23 protein-coding genes, 1 tRNA gene and 1 pseudogene are annotated in these 22442 nt (G+C 39.3%); 9 read left to right on the top strand and 16 right to left on the bottom strand.

What is annotated here, in order from left to right; all coding sequences use genetic code 11:
* Window positions 1-104: 104 nt before the first annotated feature.
* The 4 genes from BN2458_RS00545 to BN2458_RS00530 form a co-directional block, all read right to left on the bottom strand.
* Window positions 105-1013, bottom strand: coding sequence for a shikimate dehydrogenase (locus BN2458_RS00545; protein ID WP_231944805.1), 909 nt, complete (start codon window positions 1011-1013; stop codon window positions 105-107).
* The gene (locus BN2458_RS00540) at window positions 941-1768 is read right to left on the bottom strand and encodes an SH3 domain-containing protein (RefSeq protein WP_034343745.1); all 828 of its coding nucleotides are present in this window, start codon (window positions 1766-1768) and stop codon (window positions 941-943) included. The genes BN2458_RS00545 and BN2458_RS00540 overlap by 73 nt, the downstream gene beginning before the upstream one ends.
* Before the next feature lie 27 nt (window positions 1769-1795).
* Complete coding sequence (purM, locus tag BN2458_RS00535) at window positions 1796-2806, bottom strand: phosphoribosylformylglycinamidine cyclo-ligase (protein WP_231944804.1); 1011 nt, start codon at window positions 2804-2806, stop codon at window positions 1796-1798.
* A 142-nt stretch (window positions 2807-2948) separates the two neighbouring features.
* The gene (locus BN2458_RS00530; RefSeq protein ID WP_034328108.1) at window positions 2949-4154 is read right to left on the bottom strand and encodes an NAD(P)/FAD-dependent oxidoreductase; all 1206 of its coding nucleotides are present in this window, start codon (window positions 4152-4154) and stop codon (window positions 2949-2951) included.
* 308 nt (window positions 4155-4462) lie between these two features.
* Between BN2458_RS00530 and BN2458_RS00525 the strand changes: the two genes are divergently transcribed.
* Window positions 4463-4705 carry a hypothetical protein gene (locus tag BN2458_RS00525; protein WP_231944803.1) on the top strand — a complete coding sequence of 81 codons (243 nt, stop codon included), beginning with the start codon at window positions 4463-4465 and terminating at the stop codon, window positions 4703-4705.
* A gap of 53 nt (window positions 4706-4758) precedes the next feature.
* Here BN2458_RS00525 and BN2458_RS10225 read toward each other — a convergent pair whose 3' ends face one another.
* The 5 genes from BN2458_RS10225 to BN2458_RS00510 all read right to left on the bottom strand — a co-directional run bounded on the left by BN2458_RS10225 (window position 4759) and on the right by BN2458_RS00510 (window position 6543).
* Window positions 4759-5199: a hypothetical protein gene (locus tag BN2458_RS10225; protein ID WP_231944802.1), complete on the bottom strand. Its 441-nt coding sequence runs from the start codon at window positions 5197-5199 to the stop codon at window positions 4759-4761.
* An 11-nt stretch (window positions 5200-5210) separates the two neighbouring features.
* Complete coding sequence (locus BN2458_RS10220; RefSeq protein ID WP_231944801.1) at window positions 5211-5384, bottom strand: glycosyltransferase family protein; 174 nt, start codon at window positions 5382-5384, stop codon at window positions 5211-5213.
* A gap of 65 nt (window positions 5385-5449) precedes the next feature.
* Entirely contained in the window at window positions 5450-5668 is a 219-nt protein-coding gene (locus BN2458_RS10215) for a glycosyltransferase family 2 protein (RefSeq protein ID WP_052099910.1), read from the bottom strand.
* A 20-nt stretch (window positions 5669-5688) separates the two neighbouring features.
* Window positions 5689-5765, bottom strand: a tRNA-Met gene (locus BN2458_RS00515).
* A 211-nt stretch (window positions 5766-5976) separates the two neighbouring features.
* Complete coding sequence (locus BN2458_RS00510) at window positions 5977-6543, bottom strand: hypothetical protein (RefSeq protein WP_138109714.1); 567 nt, start codon at window positions 6541-6543, stop codon at window positions 5977-5979.
* A gap of 145 nt (window positions 6544-6688) precedes the next feature.
* On the opposite strand from BN2458_RS00510, the gene BN2458_RS00505 reads away from it, so the two are divergent.
* The 4 genes and pseudogenes from BN2458_RS00505 to BN2458_RS10205 all read left to right on the top strand — a co-directional run.
* Window positions 6689-7888, top strand: a complete 1200-nt coding sequence (locus tag BN2458_RS00505; RefSeq protein WP_034328109.1) for an aspartate aminotransferase family protein — start codon at window positions 6689-6691, stop codon at window positions 7886-7888.
* Between the two features lie 27 nt (window positions 7889-7915).
* Window positions 7916-9001: an SAM-dependent methyltransferase gene (locus BN2458_RS00500; RefSeq protein WP_231944800.1), complete on the top strand. Its 1086-nt coding sequence runs from the start codon at window positions 7916-7918 to the stop codon at window positions 8999-9001.
* Window positions 9002-9096: 95 nt separating this feature from the next.
* The gene (locus BN2458_RS10210) at window positions 9097-9834 is read left to right on the top strand and encodes a cache domain-containing protein (RefSeq protein WP_034343742.1); all 738 of its coding nucleotides are present in this window, start codon (window positions 9097-9099) and stop codon (window positions 9832-9834) included.
* A gap of 247 nt (window positions 9835-10081) precedes the next feature.
* Window positions 10082-11083, top strand: a pseudogene (locus BN2458_RS10205) (methyl-accepting chemotaxis protein); the annotation flags it as partial.
* A 992-nt stretch (window positions 11084-12075) separates the two neighbouring features.
* Here the strand turns inward: BN2458_RS10205 and BN2458_RS00490 are convergent.
* From BN2458_RS00490 to BN2458_RS00465, 6 genes are all read right to left on the bottom strand, one after another.
* Window positions 12076-12966 carry a J domain-containing protein gene (locus BN2458_RS00490; protein WP_034325890.1) on the bottom strand — a complete coding sequence of 297 codons (891 nt, stop codon included), beginning with the start codon at window positions 12964-12966 and terminating at the stop codon, window positions 12076-12078.
* Between the two features lie 149 nt (window positions 12967-13115).
* Entirely contained in the window at window positions 13116-14147 is a 1032-nt protein-coding gene (locus tag BN2458_RS00485) for a hypothetical protein (RefSeq protein ID WP_034325889.1), read from the bottom strand.
* Entirely contained in the window at window positions 14147-14479 is a 333-nt protein-coding gene (locus BN2458_RS00480) for a TraR/DksA C4-type zinc finger protein (RefSeq protein ID WP_058122007.1), read from the bottom strand. Before BN2458_RS00480 ends, BN2458_RS00485 begins: the two co-directional genes overlap by 1 nt.
* 8 nt (window positions 14480-14487) lie before the next feature.
* Complete coding sequence (locus tag BN2458_RS00475) at window positions 14488-14946, bottom strand: 23S rRNA (pseudouridine(1915)-N(3))-methyltransferase RlmH (protein ID WP_034325887.1); 459 nt, start codon at window positions 14944-14946, stop codon at window positions 14488-14490.
* Window positions 14918-15805, bottom strand: coding sequence for an acetyl-CoA carboxylase, carboxyltransferase subunit beta (gene accD, locus BN2458_RS00470; RefSeq protein ID WP_034325886.1), 888 nt, complete (start codon window positions 15803-15805; stop codon window positions 14918-14920). Before accD ends, BN2458_RS00475 begins: the two co-directional genes overlap by 29 nt.
* A 3-nt stretch (window positions 15806-15808) precedes the next feature.
* The gene (locus BN2458_RS00465) at window positions 15809-16636 is read right to left on the bottom strand and encodes an inositol monophosphatase family protein (protein ID WP_034325885.1); all 828 of its coding nucleotides are present in this window, start codon (window positions 16634-16636) and stop codon (window positions 15809-15811) included.
* Between the two features lie 376 nt (window positions 16637-17012).
* Here BN2458_RS00465 and BN2458_RS00460 point away from each other — a divergent pair, with 376 nt between their 5' ends.
* From BN2458_RS00460 to BN2458_RS00450, 3 genes are read left to right on the top strand one after another with little or no spacing between them, the layout of a single operon-like run.
* The gene (locus tag BN2458_RS00460; protein ID WP_034325884.1) at window positions 17013-18425 is read left to right on the top strand and encodes an MBOAT family O-acyltransferase; all 1413 of its coding nucleotides are present in this window, start codon (window positions 17013-17015) and stop codon (window positions 18423-18425) included.
* A complete protein-coding gene (locus tag BN2458_RS00455; RefSeq protein ID WP_064504546.1) occupies window positions 18425-19768 on the top strand; it encodes an SGNH/GDSL hydrolase family protein in 1344 nt (447 codons plus the stop codon). The genes BN2458_RS00460 and BN2458_RS00455 overlap by 1 nt, the downstream gene beginning before the upstream one ends.
* On the top strand, window positions 19765-20982 hold the full coding sequence (locus tag BN2458_RS00450; protein ID WP_034325883.1) for a GDSL-type esterase/lipase family protein: 1218 nt from the start codon (window positions 19765-19767) through the stop codon (window positions 20980-20982). Before BN2458_RS00455 ends, BN2458_RS00450 begins: the two co-directional genes overlap by 4 nt.
* Window positions 20983-21064: 82 nt before the next feature.
* Here the strand turns inward: BN2458_RS00450 and BN2458_RS00445 are convergent, their stop codons facing one another.
* Window positions 21065-21442 carry a phosphoribosyltransferase gene (locus BN2458_RS00445; protein ID WP_197631362.1) on the bottom strand — a complete coding sequence of 126 codons (378 nt, stop codon included), beginning with the start codon at window positions 21440-21442 and terminating at the stop codon, window positions 21065-21067.
* Between the two features lie 276 nt (window positions 21443-21718).
* Here BN2458_RS00445 and BN2458_RS00440 point away from each other — a divergent pair, with 276 nt between their 5' ends.
* Window positions 21719-22366, top strand: coding sequence for an ABC transporter ATP-binding protein (locus BN2458_RS00440; protein ID WP_034325904.1), 648 nt, complete (start codon window positions 21719-21721; stop codon window positions 22364-22366).
* The last annotated feature ends 76 nt before the right edge of the window (window positions 22367-22442 follow it).

Below are 22442 nucleotides of genomic sequence, written 5' to 3'. Positions count from 1 at the left end.
TAAAAATGGTAATTATAGCATAATCTTATCCGTGGATTAGAATCTAAAGTTTCTATTTTGCAGCATTGTGCGCTTTGTGGCGCTAAAAATCAATAATTATTCAGCTAAAGCAGTGCTTCTCTCATAATTTGTGCAATTTGTGTGGATTCTAAACCTGCTATGTACGTCCCACTTACCCTCGCATCATTTGCACTACTCATATTTTGGCAAAAGAGTTTAAAAGCGATAGCGGCTTGATAAATCAGCATATCCTTGCCGTCATCACAAATAAGGTGAGAATCTGCCGCCAAGGCGAGAAAAGGCGTTTGTTTGCCATAGATGAGGTCAAAGGCGTAAGAGGCATTTGCAAAAAGAGATTCTAAAAGTGGCTTCGGGCAAGGCAAATGCGTATCGCCAAGCCCGGCACTCGTGGTGTTAATGATTATATCATAAGAATCTTTGGGTTTAAATTCATCGCTCACATAGCAAACAAAGCCCTTATCAGCAAAAAATGTGAGTTTTTGCGCAGAGCGATTGATAATGCTTGTATGAATATTATGCGCCTTAAGGGCTATTGCCACTGCCTTTGCCGCACCTCCCGCACCAATAACTAGCGCATTTTTAATATGATAATCCTTGATACATTCATAAAATCCCTGCGCATCTGTGTTGTAGCCAATCACCCTTTCATTCTCGCGCACCCAAGTATTACACGCGCCAATCTCCTGTGCAATACCGCGCACCTCATCGCAAAGAGTATAGGCGTTTTCTTTAAAGGGAATTGTGATGTTTGCACCACTTAAACCAAATGTATCAAAATTTTTGCGTAATGCCTCGCCATTTTCAAGCAAGATTCTCCCATAACACGCACTTAGTCCATATTTTGTAAAAACGTGATTATGTAAAAGCGGGGATTTGGAATGGGCTATGGGATTGCCATACACAGCAAAGAATCTAAGCATTACTGCGCTTTTGTGATAAATCGTAGCGCGGTATAAGCATATCGCCCATTCGCAAGTGAGATTTTCGCCCATTCGCCTTGTATATCAATCACATACACACGCTCATTGTGGTTCAGCTTACCAACCACATCCGAGCGTCTATCAGGCTCCGCACGCACATTGAGTGAATCCACCAAGACTACATAAAGTTCTTTATGTGCCGCATTCTCATTGCTTGTGTGTGTAGTCTGCGTATTTGCACTTCCTTTGTCTATAAGACGCGAGGCGATATATCCCTCCGCACCATTTTGCCGCCTTATCTTGCTCCACTCACCTTGATTTGACAAAAGTTCTAGCATTTCTCCCTTTGCCACACCCGCGATGACGACAGATTCAGAAGATGGGGCATTACGAATATTTGCACGATGTTTGGCGTAATAAACCTCCTGCACAGGCTCAAGTTGTGGTTGTTGCTCAACCTCTGGTGCAGGTATTGGCTGTATCGTCTCAACTTGCGGCATTTGTGGTATATCCACCTCGGCAACTTGTGTCGTATCAGTACCTAAAGGCGTTTCTGCCGCATCTATGTGCGTATTTGTCTCATTTGTTTCTATGGCGGCGATAGTATTTGTATCTATTGGCTTAGAAGCTCCCTCATTCACATCGCCCATATTTCCATTCTGTGCGGTGTGTGCATCTGTGTGCCATTGAAGTTTCCGTAAATTATCTTGACTTAGAACAAGATTATCTTTATCCATAAAAATCACTATGAAAGCATATACGACAAGCCCACTCAAAACAATTAGGAATGGAAATAAATAAACTTTAAAAAAATCCCTTATACTCACTTGTAGCCCCTATTTGTTGTATGAAATCTACATAAAAGCAATGCTATTTTGGGTACCCACTTCACCGATGATATACCCATCAAACGGCCTTGAAGCACGGAGCATCTCATCAGCCTTGTTGCTATCTACAGCAAGAATCATACCAACTCCCATATTGAAAGTACGATACATCTCATTTTTTTCTACATATTTGCCAAGGAGCGTAAAAATTGGCAAACTCTGTAGTGATGCTTCATCAATCTTAGCACCAAGCCCAGTAGGGAGTATGCGAGGGAGATTTTCGACTATGCCGCCCCCTGTGATATGAGCCAAGCCGTGCAAATATGGACGCAAACTCGATGAGCAAATCTCCCTAAAAAGAGGCACATAAATGCGTGTAGGCGCGAGTAATGTTTCAATAAGACTCTGTCCTTCAAAAGATTCTGTAAAAGACATTTTCAAATGCTCAAAAAGCACCTTTCTTACTAGCGAATAGCCATTGCTGTGAATCCCGCTACTCTTTAGGGCAATCAGCACATCTCCAACTTTCACACGCTGCGTTTGTATATCCTCCCTCTCGGCAATGCCCACCGCAAATCCAGCCAAATCAAAATCATCTTTTGCATACATTCCGGGCATTTCCGCACTCTCTCCACCAATGAGGGCGCACTCGGCGATTTTACAACCCTGCGCAATAGATTCTATTACTTTAAGAGCAATACTCTTATCAAGTTTCCCGGTCGCGTAATAGTCGAGAAAAAATATAGGGGCGGCAAAGTTACAAATCAAATCATTCACGCACATTGCTACCAAGTCAATGCCAATCGTGTCAAACTTTTGTGAATCTATGGCGAGTCTTAGCTTTGTGCCAACACCATCGGTCGCACCTAAAATCACGGGATTCTTATAATGAGGGGGCATTGCATACGCCCCAGCAAACGAGCCAATCCCACCAATCACATTGCTATCAAAAGTCGATTTTACAATCCCTTTCAATCCCTCTACAAGCGCATTTCCTTCATCAATATCCACACCAGAATCTTTATAACTTATCATCACAGCTTCCTTAAATACATCATTATGCAACAAAGGCTTTGATTATATCATAAGCTGCGTATTTTCGTTACTTGCTATGCCAAATATTATGAATCTTTTAGTTTTTTAAGCATAAATTATTTATCGCATTGATACTTAGCATTTTCTAATTGCTCGTGCGATAGCGGAATTGCCCCTTCTTAAATACAAGTTTTGCACCACCAATACCAAAAAGCCACTTATTTTCAATGAAGTTTTTCAAAAATGCCGCAATCTCACCGCTAATATTCTTTTTATAAACAACACCCACGCCATCAGTATGCCCGATAGAGCAAACCGTCCCACGATGCTTAAATGAAAATACTTTTTTTTGTGTCTTGCCATTAAGAATCTTAACAAGACTCTTGCCCACATAATCCCCCATTTGCGCTGCTAACTGCGCAGTTGGCGCGTGTATCACATCGCGTGAAGCCGCCAAGGCACAATCCCCAACCACATAAATATTTTGATACTGCGGACATCGCAAATATTCATCAACTCTAATGCGTCCTTTTTTATTCTCTAAACAGGAGTTTTCCACGCTATCATTGCCCTTCACACCAGCACTCCACAAAATCGTATTACCCTTAATATGCTTTGTCTCGCCATTATGCTTAATCATTACGCCATTTTTTAGGCACTCCTGCACTTCGCCACCACAAATAACCTCTACACCAAAAGCCTCAAGTTTCTTTTTTGCCAATGCACTACCCTTTTTGCTAAACATCGGTAAGATTCTATCGCTTCTACCAATACAGGTAATTTTAGGCACATCACGTGGGATCCCACTAATGAGGCACAGCTCATCAAGCCTCGAGCCGAGTTCTGCAGAAAACTCAATCCCTGTAAAGCCCGTGCCACAAACGATAATGCTTAAATCATCGGCGTTTTTTGTGTGGCAATACTCCTTAAATTTATATTCAATCTCTTTATCAAGTTTAAGTGCAGCATTGAGCGAAGAGAGCTTGTGCGCATATTTATCCACGCCCTTAATGCCAAAATCATCGGGTTTAAACCCAAGCGCGATAACAAGATAATCATACTCATACGCCCCACCATTACCTATTACGCGATTTTTTTCTGGCTCAAAGGACAAAATCTTATCTTTGATAAAATGCACTTTTTTGAGATTCAAAACCTTACGAAAATACACGCGTGATTTGCGCGCACTAAGTGTGCCAATAGCAACTTTGTGCAAAAGTGTGGTCTGGTAATGATAGTCGTGCTTGCTAATAAGTGTGATATTTGCCTCAACATCAAGCTTCTCCTGAAGCGTCATAGCCGTGCGTAAGCCTCCATATCCACCACCAACAATCAAAATCTTGGGATTCATTCCTATCCTCTTTTGTAAAGATTTAGAAGTGGAATTATATCGTTTTTTGCATAAAACTCATAGGGCATAGATAAAAAAGTAAAAAAATAATTTATTTTTTACTCTTTTACTCAATACCTTGCCTATCTTGCTACACTTATCACAATAGCATCTGTGCCATATAGTTTCTTGCATAGATTTTATTTTGCAAACACTTCTTATTGTTAGAGTATATAATTTTGATGATGTTATCAAATCCACTTAAAATAAATCTCAAATAGATGTGAAAATAGAGCATTTCATATATATTTCACACTTTTGGTGTAGCAATGATACGCGTAGTAGATAGGGGTTTATATGGAATCTTAATGCTTATGCACAAAATACGAGCTAGGGGTTTCAAGTTCTCTTTTTTTGATATGATTGCCATTGGCTTTGGTATCTCAATGCTACTTTTTTATCTCTCTGGCTTGATTATTACTTCATTTTGCAAAGGCAAACGCAAGTCTGCCTTTGGTGTTTTGGGAGCAGGGTTTATTATCACCACACTTGCAGTGTATTTAAGCATTTAGTGTAAGAGCTTTCCCAAACACGGCAAAACTTGTCTTTGCCCCAAACCAATGCGCTAAGTTTGTTTTGTTTGCACTTCTTCAATCACATAACGCGGACACCTTTTAGATTCGGCATAAATCTTGCCAATATACTCCCCGATAATGCCAAGGCTTAAAAGCTGAATCCCGCTAAAGAAACAAAGCAATATCGCCGTAGAAGCCCAGCCCACAATCGCTTGATTTGCCCAAAATTTCGCATACAGCACATAGCCTAGAAAAAGAAAAGCAAGACAGAAAAAAGTAATTCCCATAGTGCTAACTAGCCGCAAGGGTGCAACAGAAAAACTTGTAATGCTATTAAGCGCAAAGGAGCACATTTTTTTCAATGTATATTTACTTTCGCCACCGCTGCGAGGTTTCACATCAAAATATACTTTATCAATTTTTAACCCCATATCCATAATCACACCGCGTAAAAATAAATTGCTTTCTTTGTATTGGGTTAATAACTGCAATGCCCGAGTGCTCAACAACCGATAATCAGCGTGATTTTAATAACCTTTGTCCCCATAAGATTCATAAAATCATAGAACAAAGAGGCACTATATTTTTTAAATAAAGAATCTGTGTTGCGATTGTTGCGAATACCTAGCACAATGTCGTTACCTGCCTTATATTTTGCAATAAACTCATCAAACATATTTTTAATGTCCAAAATTGCGTGAAAGTTTAAGAGAGATAAGAGATAAAGAAGATTCTTTGCTTTTAGCGCAAGTGGGGGGGGGGTGAAAATTGATTTATTTGTTGCCAAGTGCCATCGCTACTGCCATCATCGATACACACTATCGCACTTTGGGGCGCAATCAAAGTAGATTCTATCATTGTATGAAGTTTATGTAAAAGTCGATTTAAAGTCTGCGTAATCACATCTTCTTCATTAAAACAAGGGACGACAACATAGAGTTTAGGAGGAGTGTATAACATTATAGAAAGCCTTTTAGATATGGTGTCAAAGGGGAGACTTGAACTCCCGACCTCCGGCTTATGAGACCAGCGCTCTAACCAGCTGAGCTACCCTGACTTATTGAAGCTAAAACTCGTGAATCTAGCGAAGCAAATAAAGCCCGCAATTTTATGCAAAAAGCACTAAAAAGTCAAGTTTGCCTCGTTTTAGCCTACAAATCTTACAAATTTGCTTGCAAAATCCATTTTGCTTTTTTAGTGTATAAAATCCGTGCTTTTGCAGATTTTATACACAATAATCATTTTAGAATCTTAGCCTATGCGCCACTTTAGCCCTCAAACTGCGTCTGCATAAGCTTGCCATACGCGTTTTTATAGCGCTGAATAAAATCCTCTATCATCGAATGCTCCACGCCAAAAGCCTTGTGCGCGTTGAGTTTTTGCACATCAAGTTGTGTATCATCTGCAGAATCTTTACCCTGATAAAACGCAGTGAAGCGGTATAAACTCTGCGCCATAAGGATTTTTTCACTCTCACTCAAATCCTGCGTAGCCCACAAAAATGCTTGATACTCTTGGTCGCTCATTAGCTCAATGACTTTTAGCCCATAAGTAATGCGAGTTTTATCACCCTCTAAATGCGTAATACGTGTAGAAGATTCTAATCTATCCACTGCCCCAGCAGAATGCACACCGCTAATCTCATCCGCTGAATCTATATCCTCTCTGCCACCTATATCTTGTTTGCCTTGTGCCCGATTCTCCGCATTTTGTGTGCTTTTTTGTGAATCTGCACTCTGCTGTTTATTGTTTTGTATCACATTTTGCGCGTTTTCGCCGCCCTTAGCGTAATTTGTCGGATTTGATATTTGAGGCATACTTGATTCTATACGCAAATCACACTCCTTATTTATCCCAATAAAATTGTATTTTTGCGTCTGCTCTAGCAAAAAATGCTCCAAAATTGCTACATTTTACTTTTTGGGATACAATACGCGACTTAAATACTAGCTGCCTTTGCATCTTTATGGAGGTTAAAAAATGGATTTAGCAAAGATTCAAAAACTTGATGAAGAGTTTATTTTACACACTTATGCGCGTTTGCCTGTGGCATTTGTGCGCGGCGAGAATGCAAAATTATTTGACACACAAGGCAAGGACTATATCGATTTTGGTGCAGGGATTGCCGTGTGTAGCGTGGGACACGCAAATAAACAATTAGCTTCTGCCATAGCCACCCAAGCACAGAATCTCCTGCATACTTCAAACCTCTACTACATACAAAATCAAGCAGCATTAGCGCAAAGCCTTATCACGCTTTATCTTGACAAAATGCCCGAAAAAAAGCAAATGCGCGCGTTTTTTTGCAACTCTGGCGCGGAAGCAAATGAGTGCGCCATAAAAATTGCACGAAAATATGGAAAAAGCAAAAATGCTTACAAGATTATCACGCTCGATTCAAGCTTTCACGGACGCACTATCGCTTCACTCAAAGCCACTGCGCAGGAGAAAATGCACGCAGATTTTGGACCATATCCTGATGGATTCATATATGCAAAAGACCTTGATGATGTGTATAATCATCTCGATAGCCACACTTGCGCGGTTTTGCTCGAACTCGTGCAAGGCGAGGGGGGCATTTGCCCTATGGATAGGGAGAAAATCATCGCACTAGGCACACATTTAAGGGCAAAAGGGATTTTATTAATGGTTGATGAAGTGCAAACCGGAATCTACCGCTGTGGGGAGATTTTCGCCTCTAAGGTATATGGTATCACGCCCGATGTGATAAGCACCGCAAAAGGTTTAGCCGGTGGCGTGCCTATTGGTGCAGTCATGACCTCGCTTGTCGATATTTTTGAACCAAGCGACCACGGAAGCACCTTTGGGGGCAATCCTCTAAGCTGTGCAGCAGGGCTTGAAGTGCTTAAGATTCTAAGCCAATTACACACAAATGGGGTATTAGCACAAACAATAGAATCTTTTCATAAAGCGCTTGATGAAATTGTAGCAAATTTTCCTCATATTTTCACGCACAAAGTCGGGCTAGGACTAATGTGCGGACTATGCACCAAGGATAGCGCGATGCAGGGGCGCATTATCAGCACAGCTTTAGAATCTGGTGTCATCGTGCTTAAATCCGGTAAAGGTGTGGTGCGCTTCCTCCCCGCACTCACAATCACAAAAGACGAGATAGACGAGGGCTTTAGACGATTTACAAACGCACTAAAAAACTTGTAGGTTGAATTTCTATCACTAGGCAGACTTGTGAATCCCACCATTCCCTTTAGCGCATATATGTCTGCTAGTCTCTATGATAAGCAGAATGGCTACTATGTGAATCCTCATCGAGTAGGCACAAAGGGAGATTTTTACACCTCTGTGAGCGTGAGTAAATTTTTTGGCGGGAGCATTGCCTCTTATATTCTCTCTTTGCTTGAAAATGGCGATTTATCCCTGCCTTTGCACATTGCAGAGGTTGGCGCAGACAAGGGGCATTTGCTTGGCGATATTGCGCTTTTCCTTGACGCACTTGGCGATAATATCCTACAACACTGCGCCTTTACCACCATAGAACCATTGCCTCCACTCGCACAGATTCAAAAAGATTATTTTTCATCACTTCCCTGCTCTGCCCCGCTACACTTTGCCACCTTTGCAGATTTCAAATCCTATCCTGCGCCAGATGAGCCAACAAGCCTCTTTGTCATAGCCAACGAACTTTTTGATAGCTTTCCTTGCGAGGTAATTAATAATGGCAAGATACTTCACATCGTGCAAGATTCTAATATGTGGCGTGGCATTTGGCAAGACATAGCGCAAAGTAACCAAAGCAATTTGTTGCACGATATTTTGCGACACTATATAGACAGCGCGGACATTGCAAACTTCACCCAAATGAGTGGCATTATACCCCTATGGCAAGATTTCATCACTTCCCTCACTCACTGCGCTAGAGCCTACAAACATAGCTATTTTTTGAGCTTTGACTATGGAGATTTTGCACCTGCTACGCTCAAGACAAATCCTAGATTCTATAAATCACATCAAGTAGAGAATCTAGAATCTTTCCTCGCGCAAGAGGGCAACTTTCACACGCTTTATCAACAAGCAGATATTACCTATGATGTGGATTTTATACTCCTTGATAGACTTTTGCGTCAAGCCGGATTCATATCTGTATTTTGCACTTCACAGGCTCAAGCACTTATTGAGCAAATGCGGATTCTAGAGCTTTTAGAATCTTTTAGCACACAAAAGGGATTTAGCGCGTATTTTAGGGAGATTCACAAGATCAAAACCCTACTTCACACAATGGGTGAGCGGTTTAAAAGTGTATGCTACAAAATGTAACTTTACGCTAGAAAAAAACGCGTCCCAGAATTATGTAAAGTATTTTAGAGATATAATCCTAGGTTAATCTTAATTCACAAATGAAGGGGCGGATTATGGGTAAATCTTTGGTAACTAAGCTCATAGGCGTTGTTGTTGGCATTTTTATAATTCTCATTGCAACACTTAGCTTTTTTAACTACAAAAATACATCAAATGATGTGAGCAATATATATAAGGGACTACAACAATTGGCACTTAGCTCCTCATATACGACCATTAATATCACTATGAATATTGAGGCAAAGCAGCATTTGGATATGTTGGCAGAATACATCGGGCAGCTTGATGAAAATGATATTATTGCGCAACGCGAAATGCTTTTTCACATAGCCGAACTTGTGCAATATCCCTCTGTATATATCACCTATGAAGAAACAGGCAAAACCTTGACAGAGGATTTTGTACCACATAGAAAAACACCTCTTTCTAGGCAATGGGACGATAAGCCAGACTTAAGGGGACGTAATTGGTATGTTGCTACCAAAAATGCGAATGGACTGCTTGTAACGCCAAGCTATGTTTCACAAGTAGGCGCAAACAAGGGCAAAATTTTATCTACGGCAGCAATACCATTTTATAAGAATGGCAAGTTTGCTGGCGTTATTGCGGTAGATATTTTTGTCGATGGATTTCAAGAGAGATTCAAAAACTTCAAGCGCCCTGAGTTGCCGAGTATGGAAGTATTTATTGCCGATAATACGGGCTATATATTTTCTAGAGAACACCCAATCGAAAATACGAACGGCAAGCCTACATTTAGAAGATGCTCTGTTGCAAGCATTAAAGAGTAATTCAACGGGCGAAATTGAATTTGACAACTTCGGCACGAAACGCATAGCCTACTACAAGCAATTTCCTTTTGGTTGGACTATCGTTGTCGCAGCGAACAAAAGCGACTATCAGGAAGCAACAAATAAAAACTTTATCTTTACCATTGTCTTGTCTTTAGTCCTGCTTGTCATTGGCGTAGTTGTGCTTTTTGTTATCATTAAGATTCTAATCGCACCTGTTAAGACAATCAAAGATGGCTTACTTACATTTTTTGCCTTTCTCAATTATGAAACAAACACCGCGCCAGTGCTTAAGGTTTCATCACAAGATGAACTAGGCGAAATGGCACAAGCTATTAATAACAATGTCAAAAAGACGCAAGAGGGCTTAGAGCAAGACCAAAAGCTTGTAAAGCAGTCTTTGCAGGTTATTGAAAGGGCAAAACAAGGATATGCTGACACGCTTATTGAACTTAAAGGACATAATCCCGAATTGAATAAATTACGAGATTCTATGAATGACCTTTTAGAACTTCTCCAAAATGCGGTAGGAAAGAATCTCCCAGAGATTGTTCGTGTATTCGATAGCTATACTAAACTAGACTTCACCACAGAAGTAAAAGATGCAAGTGGTAGAGTAGAAGTTGTTACAAATACTCTAGGCGAAGAAATTAGAAAAATGCTCTCTACAAGTGCTGCCTTTGCTCAAACATTAGGTAATGAAGCACAAGGCTTACAAGAAGCAGTGAATAAACTCACAAATCTTACAAACTCTCAAGCAAGTAGCTTAGAACAAACAGCTCAAGCAGTAGAAGAAATTACTTCATCTATGCAAAATGTAAGCAGTAAGACAAGTGAAGTCATTCAACAAAGTGAAGATATTAAAAATGTCATTGGCATTATTAGAGACATTGCAGACCAAACAAACTTACTTGCTCTTAATGCAGCAATAGAAGCTGCACGTGCAGGAGAGCACGGAAGAGGATTTGCTGTTGTTGCTGATGAAGTAAGAAAACTAGCAGAGCGCACTCAAAAATCTCTAGGTGAGATTGAAGCCAATACAAATCTCTTGGTTCAATCTATTAATGATATGGGTGAATCTATTAGAGAGCAAACAACTGGTGTTACTCAAATTAATGATGCTATATCACATTTAGAATCTGTAACACAAGAGAATGTTGAGATTGCTAATGCAAGCTCAGAGATTAGTGAAAGAGTAGATAAAGTAGCTAAAGATATTCTAGATGATGTGAATAAGAAGAAGTTCTAAGCTCTAAGTAGGGCTTAAAAGTTTGCTTGGCTCTAGTAGCTAAGAGTCATCAAAAACTAGGGCTTTATCTAAAGACTTTAGCTCTATGGGCTATGAGCTAATAGATGAAGTTTTAGACTAAAAGTCTCTAGTGGCTCTTATGTCCTCTATGATAGAAAAATTTAAAGCAACCAATTTGCTTTAAATCCCAAAGACTACTCTTGCCCTAGTAAGTATGCTATTGGATAAAAGAAATGCTTAACTCATTAAAATAGGGATTGTGCCTAAGATAGAAAGAGCACTAGCCATAGCTCTTGCGAGATTCTATAAAGATTTAATATTCTTTAGGGTAGAAAGAAAAGAGCAATCTAACCAAAAGAGGCTTTATTATAAAACACACAAAAGATTATCTCAATTCCCCAAACATCATTAGCCATAAACCAAAGTAATAAGATAAGATTGTTAAGCTTCCCAAAACTCATAAAGGCTAAAATAACGATGTATCCCATAAAAACTATAACTAAAATAATTCCTAAAGGGTTTTTATGATGCTTCAAGACTCTTGGGCTTCTTTGAGAAATGCCACTCCATATATTAAGATGAATAAATAATGCTACTTACTCAAAATGGAATTTGTGTGCTATGAGCTTGGCTCTTTGAAAATGCTCCTTATTTAAAGATTCTTATAAGATTTATCAAATCTCACTTCTTTTAGAAACTTTGCCAAAGTATATTAGATAAGAAAGACATTAAAGCAAATAAGTAAATGCTACTTATTTGCTTTACCTACCTTTTTTTCCTTACCTTACTTCACTTTGACTTTGTTTTTATATAAACTTGTTATATTATAAAACTACTCCACAAATGCTTTTATCCTTAATATTTAGAATTCACACAACTCAAAATCTACTTCGTTAAAAATGAGTTTTAAATGAAATGTTTAGAGACTGGGCTTAAAAATACTCTGCAGATTTGCTATCATTTTATGATGGAGTAAATTTGGATTCTAATATTTATGAGGCGCGTAGGTAACGTTTGATTTTCTCATATGCTTCTTGAATCTTGCGAAATCTATCGCTGTAGCTCTCCACAATCTCATCATCTTGCCCAAATACATTATCTGGGTGATATTCTTTTGCAAGTTTGAGGTAATTTTTCTTTACTTTTTCAAAATCATCTTGGTAATGGCACTCCAAAGTCATATAACAGCCACGCAGCACACGTTCTTCATCGGTAAGAAAAGAAGATTCAAAGCTGCCTAAGCCCCCGCGGTTAGCAAAGCTATCATAATCAAAATCCAAAATCACATTATGAATTACCTTAAAGCTAATAAGATTCATAATGCTCTCCCAAAAGTAAGGCTTCGTGCTATCTAAATATATCTCATCTCTATCGCAGCCCACATAATAATCCTCAAATATATGCGCGATATAACGTCTTGCGACATTGTTTACCTTATCCATTTTCAGCATTACGCGCTTTGTATTCAGCAGCCTTAACCCGATTTTCACGCGCTCAATCATTGCATTTTTATTGACTATTTTAATACGTATTGGCAGATAGGTAAAATCAAGCAGATATTTTAAATCCTGTAAAGGTTCTTCTATAGGCTTTTCTAGGGTATCTACCTCATCATCATTAGATTCCTGGGGCTGTGGATTATCTAAATTATCCACGAGATTGTGGATTTTTTGGTGTTTTTCATCTTGCCCAAAAGCGTGATATGCCCAATTCACAAGATAATCTTTTTTAAATCTCTCCCCATCATCGAGGATTAAAATTGTACGTGATAATCGATAGCTCTTTGAGAAATATTTTTCTGCATAGGCGAGGGCTTTGCGGAGGAAATCGCTGTCCTCATCAACCGTTATTTGAATGAAATTCTGCGTTAGTGTAATATCCATTGCCCATAATATCCTTTGCTCACCCCTGTCTTCTATTGATTGTAAGCAAAGAAAGTTCCACTAAGGATATTTGCCGCGTGCGCCACTTTTCAAAAGACTTTATCATACAGCCCAAAACGACAAGATTCAGAATCTGTTCATTATAGAATCTACACCTGCGGTTGCAAAAGAAAAATATCAAATGGATAATGTTTGCCGAGTGAGCGCAAATCCAAATATGCATCAATAATCTTGTATTCGCCCTTGCTATGCGAACGATGACGCTCTTTCGCCTTGTCTATCATTTCGAGCTCGAATAATACATAGAAAAATGCCATTTCGGCATTTTCATCATTATCCGCACAACCCTCGAAAAATCGTATCCACTCATCAGGAGCAAGCTCACCCTTTGAGCTAATCGCATACCGCACATAGTCCATAGCACTCGTATTTGTCTTTTTCATCAAAGCATATATATTTGCAGGCTTAATATCTTTGGTGTTTTTGAGATAGAGCTTAAAAATCTCTTGTGCGATTGGTTTATCGACATTATCGCCATTAAGCAGTGGAGCAATACTTTCAATTTCCTTAAGTTTGGCATTTTTAATAATCTCTGTCGCGGCAAAACGTTTCAGCTCATCGGGATAATTTTCCTCTAGAATCTTAAAGCCTTTTTCATAGTTTGCTTGAATCTTGTTTTTGATATTCTGCATATTAAACTTATTATCTCGGCTAAGGTGATAACTCTTCAAATCCACAACCTTGCCACTCATCACATCCTTGTAATTTTCAAAAAGCGTATCGATTTTGCGATTGAAGCTTTCCACAGAATCTAATCGTGGCTTGAGATAGAATCTTTGTAATATTTTGGATAAATCCCCAAAAGCCTTACGCTTAAACACGCGATTTTTAATATCTTGGTTTAATGCTTGTTCATTAATTTGTGAAAGCAACTTGTTATAGTCATTTTTGCGATGATAATTCTCAAGCAAATCTTTCGCCCACGCGGAGGCAAAAACAACCAAAGTCGCCACGAAAAATAATGCCACAATCAGCACTACCCACAATGCCACAGGCAATGTGATAGACATTTGACTAAAGGGCAAATGGTAAGTATAACTTGCAGATTCTAAATCATACACATACACGCCCACAATAAGCATAAAAATGGCAGCAAACACTACATAATACTTGAGTTTCATTATCTCTCCTTTTTTTGTGTTTTTTCAAAAAGTTCGCGGCAGTTGATACAATATTTCGCGTGAGGTTTTGCCTTAAGTCGTTCCACATCAATATCATCATCGCACATTTCACATATCCCAAACACGCCATCTTTGATCTTTTGTAGCGAGTTGCGAATATCATTTATCTCCTGCTGATACAAATCAATCATACCCATTTCTAAGTTTCCTTGCAAACCTGCACCCACAATATCGCCATTATCTTTATGATGTGTATTTTTATGCTCGATACTCTCACACAGCTTATTCAATCGCTCGCTAAGCAATTTTTCAAAAAAAGTATAATCAATCATAATATTCCCTATTTGTGATACGGGTGAGATGATAGAATACTTAACGCGCGGTAGATTTGCTCACATAGCACGATTTTAGCGATTTTATGGCTAAAGGTCATAGCACTTAGGCTAATTGCCTGTGTGAGTGCGATAAAACTTTGCTCAAGTCCATACGAACCACCGATAAAAAACTGCACGAGTTTATAAGATTGCAAACAATGTGCAAACTGCACTGAATCATAGCTTTTGCCCTGTGGAGTGAGCGCGATATTGAGCCCCGCACTATTAAGATATGGCAAAAAAACCTGTGTATAGGACTGCTGGGCTTTGCTCGATGAAATCTTTTGCGCATTTTTGACGACTTTAGGAAACAAATCAAAATGTGTAATTTGTGCGCCAAATTGCTTACACTGCATACATAGCTCCTCTTGCAACTTTTGATACAAAATATCTTTTTTAGTTATAGAATATATGTTGATTTGCATAGTTTGGGTTAAGCATTTTGCTAATATCACTCAATGTTTGTTTCAAATCTTTGCGATGAACGACCATATCAATGAGCCCGTGTTCGAGCAAAAATTCTGCAGTTTGGAATCCTTCGGGTAAGTCTGCACCTATGGTTTGCTTAATGACGCGCGGACCAGCAAAACCAATAATCGCACCCGGCTCGGCAATGATAATATCTCCCAAAAACGCAAAAGACGCACTCACCCCGCCAAAAGTAGGGTCGAGCAACACAGAAATAAATGGCAATCCCGCATCAGTGAGTTTATTCAACGCGCACGAAGTCTTTGCCATTTGCATAAGCGAAAAAGTAGATTCTTGCATTCTCGCGCCACCGCTTGTAGAGAAAATCACAAGAGTTTGTTTTTTTGCCACAGCTCTATCAATGGCACGTACGATTTTTTCGCCCTCCACCGAGCCCAAAGAACCTGCCATGAATGCAAAATCAAAAAGCACAAACTGCATTCCTACGCCACCAATGAGAGCCTCGCCCGCAATAGCAGAACTCGCCCTACCTGCTTTTTCCTCACCCTCTTGAATACGTTTTTTGTAGCTTTTTTTATCGACAAACTCCAGTGGGTCAATAGGGCGTAAATCCTTATCATATTCGACAAAGCTACCATTATCACACAACATTTCAATGCGCTCTTTGGCGGTGATTCTAAAGTGATAACTACATTTTGGGCAAATATGTGATTGTGAAAAAACTTCTTTGTAATACATCAAAGCATTGCAGCTAGGACATTTTAGCCAATGATTAGGACGAGCGTCAGCCTTGTGTGCCGCACTTTCTTCTTTTGTTTCCTCTTTTTTGCCTTTAAACAAATCGCCTAAACCCATTTTCTATCCTTTATGCTCCATAAAAATGTGCGAGATTGTATCAAAAATATGCTTATCTTTGCTTATAAGCGTAAATTTATCCGTACTAATACAATGCAGTGGCTCACACAAAAATAGCCCCGCCTTACTATCAAAATCACGTATTTTACCAACAAAAAGCATAAAATTCACTTCATACGCTTTTGCCATAGAGAGAGCACTCGCACCTAGAGAGCGGAACTTCAAGCGCTTTTCATATAAAGATTCTGCGATTTTTGGATTGCAGTAAGCTTTTTCAAATAACCCACATTTGCTTACAGAAGTGCTTTGTAACAAACGAAATGCCTTTATATCGTGTGCGTTAGCGATTACACTGCCCCTAGATTCTATAAATGAGAGATTTTTATGCAATTTTGCTTGTATCTCATCTAAATAAGATTCTATGTGGAAATGTATCGCTATGGTGTTTTCATCTGTGCGAATACGCGCAAAAGCCTCTTTGGTGCAAAAATTAAAAATCACCGCTTCTTTGACTTCACCGGAGGCATCATAGAGCGCGAGAGATGAACCATAATAGGGAATATGAGAGAGAAAATTATCACTCCCATCAAGCGGGTCAAGCACGATTGTATCGCTCCCATTACCCTGCAAAAACCCACTTTCTTCGGAATCTATACTCGCTAGTGGGAGCAAATGCTCCGCATAAATACGCTCACTCAATAAATCCGCACCAATACTTACATCGCCCCCTGCACCGACATTATGGAGGGCATAGAGCGAATGCTCGTTTTGTTGCAAAACATTAATAATCTCTCGTGTGGCAAGAACCGCTTGGTGTAAAAATGCGCTCACATATATCCTTAAGCTCAAAAATAAAAGCATAATTATGCGCTAGATTTTCTTAAAGCTTGATTCGTGCGGGTTTTATAAAAGGATTTTAAAAAGACAAAGCAGAATCTAGGAGATTCAAAATGCTTTTAAAAACAAATTTTTTAAGTTTGCAAGTTTCTTAAGATTTGTAAAAATATAATCTTATACGATACTTTTTCTATAATTTTTAGAATCTTTATTTTTCACTACTTAGAATATACCGCCCGCCCCTCTTCCTTAATAAAAAGAATTTACAAATTTAGTATCTAGATTCTAAATTTGCGCTATAATGTGAAGCTCACGCGCAAAAACGCGCTTTTTACATAAGCTATTAGCATTTTTACTTAAGGATTCAAATTTGAGCTTTTTTTGCTTTGAATTTAGTGTGATATTGCTTTTATTTTTTATTGTGTATTGGTCGATAAAATCACTCACTATGCGTAATTTTGCACTTTTGTGCTTTAACTACCTCATTATCTATCTTTTTAGCCCATATTTCGCACTTATCGTATTTATTTATACCTGTTTTGTGTATGTTTTGGCATTCTTTATCGACACGATGCGCACAAAATTTGCATTTTTATCCTGCGTGTTTTTAGCACTCTTGTTTTTGTGTTTTTTCAAATATTATGCCTATATCAAAGATGACTTTGACGCCCTACTAACACTTCTTGGGCTTGATTTTTTTGATATTGATATTATTTTTCCTATGGGGATTAGCTTTTACACATTTGCTTCTATTACTTATTTACGCGCGGTGTATGAGGAGGCGAAAAAACTCGCACAGGATAAATACTATCAAGAGGAAAATCCTGCACTGGAGGGCTTTTTTACCCTCGCCACTTATTTGTCATTTTTTGCTACCTTTGTTGCCGGTCCTATTATGAGGAGCAAAGATTTTTTTACACAATACCACTCGCAGCGCGTTTTTGGTAACATTGACTTGATTCTAGCACTCCTGCTTTTTGGACTTGTCAAAAAGGTGCTGATTGCAAATTATTTAGGCATCTACTCCGCACCCATTCTCAACGCACCCTTTGACTACCACGCGTTAGAGCTTTTATGTGCAGCTTTTGCTTATAGTGTGCAGCTCTATTGCGATTTTAGCGGATATGTGAATCTCGTGTGCGCCTTTGGGCTTATGCTAGGATTCACATTACCGCCAAATTTCAATATGCCCTATATGGCAAAAAACCTCAAAGATTTTTGGAACAGGTGGCATATTAGCCTCTCCACCTTTATACGCGATTATATCTATATCCCGCTAGGTGGGAACAAAAGGGGGGTATTTTATACACAGGTTTTCGTGCTTATCGCATTCGGGCTTTCTGGCTTGTGGCACGGCAACACCCTAAGCTTTTTGATTTGGGGGCTTTTGCACGGAGTGGGTGTTATTTGGCTCAATATGCTAAAAATCTTAGAAATTGACTTGCAAGATTTTCCATTTGTTGGAGCATTTATCACTTTTATTTATGTAAGTTTTTGTTGGATTTTCTTTTATTATCATTCTCTTGATGAGGTGCGAGGCTTTTTTATAGCGTTTTATCAAGGCTTTGCCACATCTGCGCCACTTTATACTTGGTGGCTGCTTGGCACATTTTTGGTATGTTTTTTATGCTATCCACTTATGCGTGGCTCTCTTACATTCACGCAAAAATGCCTAAGTTTTATCCCCTACCTCATCAAGCCTTTTATCCTCACTATAATCATCGCCTTGCTTATAGTCATAATGCCTGCTGGCATACCACATTTTATTTATGCGAGTTTTTGATGAAACAGGCGAAATTTGCATTTATTATCTTTGCCACACTCGTGCAACTCATAGTGATTTTGCATAGTCAAATCACCACTTATGTCGAGCAGCAATATCATAATTTTACAGAATCGAGCAATCCATTCACGCAGTTTTTAGGCACGATATATCAAGCCACGATGTTGCAAGATTATGCCATTTTCACATACGCAGATAGTGCTATGGCGCATTTGGAGCAAGCCTTTAACAATGTGGCGAATGATGTCCTAGCACTCCTAGATGTTTCATTAGTGAGTGAGACAAAGATTGAATCTAGCACAGAAAAGCCCCAGAAGCACACAGATTTTAAACCAACGCAAGAGGTTATAGAATCTCACATTTCAAGCGCGGAGATACCAGCAGAGATTCAAAGCCAAGCACAGCAAGAGCGCACAAGTAGCCCACAAGAAGCACAGATTCTGCCAAATGAACCACTTCCCACGCAGGATATAAAGAATGCAGAGGAAAAAGCAGGAGATGAAAATATAGAATCTGCTAGCTCATCAACGCCACCTGCAGAGCCAAACTTCACAGAGAGCTACACACCGATTAAAAAAGTGCATAATCCTCGTATAGAAATCGATGAAAACGATAAAGTCTTACTCGTGGGGGATTCTATGATGCAGGGCATTGCGCCATATATGCTAAAAACCTTTAAGAAACTCAATCTCAAGGGTATAAATTTGAGCAAACACAGCACAGGCTTAACCTATCCACATTATTTTAATTGGGCAGAGGCTATTACTCAAGCTTTCGCCACTTATGACAATATCGCTATTGTTGTCGTGATACTAGGCGCAAACGACCCGTGGAGTATGAAGAAAAACATTGCCTTTAAATCTCAAAAATGGGAGGAAATTTACACCCAACGCATTAATGACATCATTACTATCGCACAATCTAATGGTGCGCGCGTAGTATGGTATGAAGTGCCCTCTGTGCGCGAAAAGTCGCTTAATGATAAGATTCTCTATCTCAATAGCCTCTATGAGCGCGAAGTGCGTGCTAGTGGGGAGTTTTTCTTGCAAAGCAATGGTATTGTTACGCAAGGCGGCGCGTATTCGGCGTTTATTAAAAACAAAAATGGCAAGAGCATACAGGTGCGTATTGATGACGGGGTGCATTTTACATCACGGGGCTATCAAATAATGGCAAATATCTTTCTCAATACCCTTGTAGTCTCACCCCAAGAAACCTTACAAGATTCAGAATCTACAGAATCTGCACTTAGTTTTGAACGCACCACAGAGGCTGCAATAAATGATATACAAACTACACAGGTGGCACAAACACCACAAGATTCTATAAAAGAGGCACAATGAAAACTTCAACACTCTTTGTCATATTACTCGCCGGAGTCGTTTTTGCCAATGGTGCGGACTATCCGCTCAAAGCAATCGGTATCGCACTTGGCAACCCTAAACAAACTACCATTCCAAACGAAAGCAAGAAACTCTTATCTTCAACAAGCGGGATTAAAAACTATGGCGAAAATCTCTCGCCGACATTCAAATCAAAGCTTAAAACAAAACAGGATCTTACAATAAGAATCTTAGGAGATTCACATATTGCGGGGGATTTTATGTCGCACAGACTGCGTGGGCTATTGTTTTTGCAATATAGCTTTGGCTTTGTCTATCCACTCTATCCTAAGTATCATCAGCATATTGGGCTACAATATGAAAGTGAAAACTTCGAGATTCTCAACTCACATCTAAATGAATCTAGCGAATATCCGCTAGGTGGCATTATGGCAAAACCCACTACACTTCCGGCATCCATAAAACTAACGCCAAAAAACAATGCAAATGCGAGTCTAAGCAAAATTATTTTTGCAGCTCCAAATAAGAAAAAAGCACTGATGATTGAAGATAGCGCGAATCAAAAGTTTGTCATTAATGCTAAGAATCCTAATGCGTGGCAGATGATTAGCCTCAACTTGCAATATCCTGTAACCTTACACGCACTTAATGAAAATGTGCTTTTGGGTGGATTTGCTATCATACACGATGAGGGGCAGGATAATATTGTTGAGAATCTTGGCATAAATGGTGCGCGCTCGGATTTGTGGCTCAAATGGGACAAAGAACTTTTGATGCAGCAAATGCGGATACTTCCGGCAGATTTGTATGTGCTATGCTATGGCTCAAATGACGCGCTGTATGATAATTTTGATGAAAATACATTTATGAAAAACTATGGCAATTTGATTGATAGCATCAGGGAAGCAAACCCACAGGCACAGATTCTACTCCTCGCACCACCGCCTGTGGTAAAGAAAGTATCAAACGCCACGAAGCGCAAAAAGGCGGTATATAGAACGACTAAAAATGCTAAAGCAGTGAGTGCGGCGATTAGCAAACTCGCTATACAAAAACACACCTTGCTTTTTAGTATGGAGGATTTTATAAACCAAAGCGGTGGAAAGGCACAATGGGAGAGGGCAAATCTAGCAAAGCCCGATGTGCATTTACTACCAAATGGATACAAACTCATTGCGGATAAGCTATATTATGAGTTAAGAAAATTGGAATAAGTTTGAGATCTAGGACATTTTGGATTAAATTGCTTGAAGCATAAATCTGCCTAATAGAACAAATATCAAATACAATCTCGCTTTAATCTTCACTCACACCTACAATCTCACATAGATTTTTTAAATTTCTATATTTATTGTCAAAGTCTAGTCCATAACCCACGACAAAGGTATCTGGCACATCAAAGCCTTTATATTCTATCTCTACCTGCACTTTTCGCCGACTTGGCTTATTAAACATCGTGCATATTTTCACATCTCTTGCGCCCTTATCATACACAAGCGCCTTAAGAGTGGCGATTGTCAAGCCACTATCGATAATGTCCTCCACGAGCAGTGCCGACTTGCCTTTAAGAGATATGTCTATATCGTGGTAAATATCAAGTTTCCCGCTTGAAGTAGTCCCTGCACCATAACTCGAAGCACCAATAAACAGATTTCTAAAGGCATATCGATACAACGCACCAAATCCGCGGTAAATACAAAGCTCCCTTTTAATACGGAGACAATAACAAGCTCCATTCCTCTAAAATCACGCGAAATATCTTGCGCCATATCCGCAACCCTTTGTGCGATATCCTGCTCCAAAATAAGCTCTTTTAAAGCGTATTCTATTTTAAAATATGCGCCCTATTGTTACGAGTAAATCTTACCAAGATTCAATGAGATTTAATATATTTTATAAGCTGTGGCATAATAGCACCCACTTTTAATATAAGGATTATTAATGAGCCATTTGCTTCGCGCCTATAATCTCTCTCATAGCTTTGAAACCACGCTTTATACAGATATTAATCTGCAAGTTGGCGAGGGGGAAAGTATAGCAATTTTGGGCGTGAGCGGTAGCGGTAAATCCACGATATTAAATAATCTCTCCACACTCTTAAAGCCAAAAGTTGGGCGAGTGGGGCTTTTGGATAAAGATGATATTTACGCACTAAGCCCTAAGGAGCAGCTCTTGTTGCGTAGGCTACACATAGGTATCGTGTTTCAAGCGCATTATCTTTTTCGAGGATTTAGCGGTGTAGAGAATCTCAAAGTCGCTTCGATTCTCTCAAATAAAAGTATAGACAACGCGCTTTTAGAATCTTTTGGTATCGATAAGGTAATTCATCAGCAAATTGGTGAGCTTAGCGGCGGACAACAGCAAAGGCTATCAATTGCGCGGGTTTTGACAAAGAAGCCAAAGATTATTTTTGCCGATGAACCAACCGGGAATCTTGATAAGCAAACAGCTACACAGGTAATGGAGATTCTATTCTCTTATATCCGCGAACACAAAGCCGCACTCATACTCGCCACACACGATAAAGACATAGCCTATGCGTGTAATAGAATCTACAACCTCTATGATAAGACTCTGTGTGAAGTGCATACATCATAAATTGCATATCAAGGAGATACAGCAAATGCCTTATAGTTTTTTAGAATCTTTTAGAATCCTCACAAACTACAAAGTG

It is taken from the genome of Helicobacter typhlonius (assembly GCF_001460635.1).
Lineage (GTDB): Bacteria > Campylobacterota > Campylobacteria > Campylobacterales > Helicobacteraceae > Helicobacter_C > Helicobacter_C typhlonius.
Note: the sequence above shows the minus strand (reverse complement) of the source record. Positions and strands in the feature narration are given on the sequence as shown.

Coding starts and splice junctions, on each gene's coding strand:
- BN2458_RS00530 (WP_034328108.1), bottom strand. CDS start 4,154: ATGAATCCCAAGATTTTGATTGTTGGTGGTGGATATGGAGGCTTACGC.
- BN2458_RS10220 (WP_231944801.1), bottom strand. CDS start 5,384: ATGTTTGATGAGTTTATTGCAAAATATAAGGCAGGTAACGACATTGTG.
- BN2458_RS00505 (WP_034328109.1), top strand. CDS start 6,689: ATGGATTTAGCAAAGATTCAAAAACTTGATGAAGAGTTTATTTTACAC.
- BN2458_RS00490 (WP_034325890.1), bottom strand. CDS start 12,966: ATGGATATTACACTAACGCAGAATTTCATTCAAATAACGGTTGATGAG.
- BN2458_RS00480 (WP_058122007.1), bottom strand. CDS start 14,479: ATGATTGATTATACTTTTTTTGAAAAATTGCTTAGCGAGCGATTGAAT.
- BN2458_RS00525 (WP_231944803.1), top strand. CDS start 4,463: ATGATACGCGTAGTAGATAGGGGTTTATATGGAATCTTAATGCTTATG.
- BN2458_RS00475 (WP_034325887.1), bottom strand. CDS start 14,946: ATGCAAATCAACATATATTCTATAACTAAAAAAGATATTTTGTATCAA.
- BN2458_RS00455 (WP_064504546.1), top strand. CDS start 18,425: ATGAAACAGGCGAAATTTGCATTTATTATCTTTGCCACACTCGTGCAA.
- accD (WP_034325886.1), bottom strand. CDS start 15,805: ATGGGTTTAGGCGATTTGTTTAAAGGCAAAAAAGAGGAAACAAAAGAA.
- BN2458_RS00485 (WP_034325889.1), bottom strand. CDS start 14,147: ATGAAACTCAAGTATTATGTAGTGTTTGCTGCCATTTTTATGCTTATT.
- BN2458_RS00450 (WP_034325883.1), top strand. CDS start 19,765: ATGAAAACTTCAACACTCTTTGTCATATTACTCGCCGGAGTCGTTTTT.
- BN2458_RS10215 (WP_052099910.1), bottom strand. CDS start 5,668: ATGTTATACACTCCTCCTAAACTCTATGTTGTCGTCCCTTGTTTTAAT.
- BN2458_RS00545 (WP_231944805.1), bottom strand. CDS start 1,013: ATGGGCGAAAATCTCACTTGCGAATGGGCGATATGCTTATACCGCGCT.
- BN2458_RS10210 (WP_034343742.1), top strand. CDS start 9,097: ATGGGTAAATCTTTGGTAACTAAGCTCATAGGCGTTGTTGTTGGCATT.